The 2,818-nt window shown below is 42.4% G+C and carries 2 protein-coding genes and 1 pseudogene; all 3 read left to right on the top strand.

Going from position 1 to position 2,818, the window contains the following annotated elements; genetic code table 11:
- The coding region (locus RWY97_RS09875) for a DUF8451 domain-containing protein (protein WP_315566943.1) at positions 1–1,578 on the top strand (1,578 nt) is incomplete at its 5' end.
- Positions 1,579–1,931: 353 nt separating this feature from the next.
- Complete coding sequence (locus tag RWY97_RS09880) at positions 1,932–2,474, top strand: hypothetical protein (protein ID WP_315566944.1); 543 nt, start codon at positions 1,932–1,934, stop codon at positions 2,472–2,474.
- Positions 2,475–2,751: 277 nt separating this feature from the next.
- Positions 2,752–2,818 (top strand): annotated as a pseudogene (locus RWY97_RS09885) (DNA-binding protein); the annotation flags it as partial.

Consider the following 2,818-nt stretch of genomic DNA (forward strand, 5'->3'; position numbering starts at 1 on the left):
ATACAAGAAATCAGTTCATACAGGGAAGGTAATCGGCTGGAGGCTAAGAAGGCAAAAGGAGGCATCCCTAACTCGATGTGGGAGACATATTCTTCTTTTGCTAATACCGATGGTGGTATTATACTGCTTGGTGTTGACGAAAAGAAAGATGGCTCTTTTGAAGTGTTGGGTGTGCAGAATGCCGACCAAATGCTGAAGGATTTTTGGAATATGGTCAACAACCGCCAGAAAATCAATGTCAATCTTCTTGTTGAAAAGGATGTGACGGTAGAGGACTACGAAGGCAAGAAAATAATCTCTATTCGTGTGCCCCGTGCCGACCGATACCTTCGTCCTGTCTATGTCGGTCAAGATCCGATGTCCGGCTCATACCGGCGCAACGGTGAAGGCGATTACCATTGCTCTCACGAGGAGGTATCGGCCATGTATCGGGATGCTTATCAACTGACCCAAGACCGTAAATTGCTCAAGCACCGCGATATGAAAGTATTCTGCATGGACACAGTACATAGCTATCGGAATATTTTCAATATTTCTCATATCAATCACGTTTGGTCGAAACTGGGTGACGAAGAGTTCCTTGGTAAAATAGGAGCCATTGGTTACGATGCTGATGAGGGTAAGTTTTATCCTACAATGGCAGGATTATTGATGTTTGGGTATGAAAACGAGATTCTCTCAGAATATCCTCAATATTTCCTCGACTATCAAGACCATCGAGATCCGAGCATCCGTTGGGTGGACAGACTGGCTTCTTCATCGGGCGAATGGAGTGGCAATGTATTCGATTTCTTCTTTGCCGTTGCTAACAAACTTAGCCATGATCTTCCTCGTCCTTTCAAGTTGGAGGGAATGATGCGAGTGGATGACACCCCACTTCATAAGGCCGTGCGCGAAGCATTATTGAATACGTTGGTTAATGCCGACTATTATGGCAGACGTGGGGTGGTCATCAAGAAATATCCTGATGGTTACACCTTTGAGAACCCGGGTGATTTCCGAATAGGTATGAAAGAGGCCATGAGTGGTGGCGTTTCCGACCCTCGCAATGCAATTCTTTTTAAGATGTTCGCCCTCATTGACCTTGGAGAACGTGCCGGTAGTGGCATCCCAACCATTATCGATGGCTGGAAATCGGCATACGGTGAACAGCCGACGTGGGAAGACACGCACAACCCAGACCGAACCATTTTGAGACTACATTGCAAAAATCTTTCGGAGGTGTTGTTTGAAAAGGCTTTCGATGATATGATGGAAAATGAGTTAGCTGGCGGTAAAGACCATGACAATACGGCGATAAACGCAGAAACCGGCGATAAAACGGCGATAAAGATAAGTTCCGGCGATAAAACGCCTAATGAACCGGCGATAAAATCAGAAATTGGCGATAAAACCGGCGATAAAATGCAGGTGATATTGGATTATATTGCGAAGAATGGAGAAGTCAAGACATCTGATATAATGCAAGCATTTGGATTGAAGTCATCGCAATCTCGTTATTATCTCAGTACCTTGGTTGAGCAAGGGCGAATTGAGGCGTGTGGAAGTAATAAGAACCGAACCTATAAAGCAATATAATGACACTATACGATTTCTTTCAGGAGAAAATCCTTCCATGGTTTAAGGGTGATTACCAAGAATTCAGTTCCAAAACTGTTGATGGATATTCCCTCTATGTTGCCACATGGGATAAGGAACCGAGACAAGCCATGATTACCACCAATGCACTGGCTCTATTACAGCGCATCTTTGATAGGCACTCTGAATCCACAGGAAACAAAGAAGCCGGTTTACTAAGCTCACAAGTAAGTCGCTGGTACGTGAATGGTTTCACATCTGCCTACAATTACTGTCGCAGATATGACCTTGACCATCCCTTTGAGCATACGAACTTTGCTCAGTGGAGTGTAAAATTGAATTAGTCAGACGATTTGGAGCGTGGTGAATGGAACTTAGATATGTTCCGTAAATACACGATTAATCTTGGGAGACATGAGGGCACATTATTTTATGTTGCTGAGAAAGAAAGTTGTAATGGACAAATGGTAATAGGGCAGAAAGACCAGCTAAAAGATAAAGCGAACAAACTATCACCAATTGTACCTAAAGCAGAAGATGATTATCATTTCCCTGATGGCTTGTTGGAAGAACTTTATAAAAGATTCAACGGAGAAATATTCAAAGACTTAGTCTCACCAGATGAATTCAAAAGTATCATTACACGCAAATCGCATACAAGCCACCTCGTCACATGTTCGCAGAAGAAAATGCTCATGTATAAAATTCTGCATGATCTATCTCTCTTGTTGCCCGAGGATATTCGTACCACTTGGCTCGAAGATATAGCCAAAGAATGTGGCTATAAAGTTGAAAATATTAACAAGAAGTACAAAGGGAGCGATAGCGTGACGGAAGCGTACCATAAAAAGATGGAACAGATTGGGCATCTTTTCAGGAAATATAGTCGTACATGACAATTTTCTATATCTATCCTATACTCAAATAGCGTATCTCCACTTCGGAAATACGCTATTTGTGCGTTTCATACGATACCATGTGATTCCCAAACACGCCCACTTATCCCCACTTATCTGTCGTTGGCCAAAATACAGAGTAAAACCGTACATTGGAAGCTATTGTATATCAGTGGATTATTCACAAAAATATCAAAGGTTACATTTTTCTTTAGGTGCCACTTGCAGCCACTTTTCCACCTGTGATATTTGCAGCATAACTTTTTAATTTCGTGTTATGCAAGGTAATTTCATTATGCTGCAAAAGGAAGACCTCAAGGAGGCCATTGCAGAAGTATTAGAGA

The sequence above is a fragment of the Hoylesella pleuritidis genome (genome assembly GCF_963541955.1).
Taxonomy (GTDB): Bacteria; Bacteroidota; Bacteroidia; order Bacteroidales; family Bacteroidaceae; genus Prevotella; species Prevotella pleuritidis.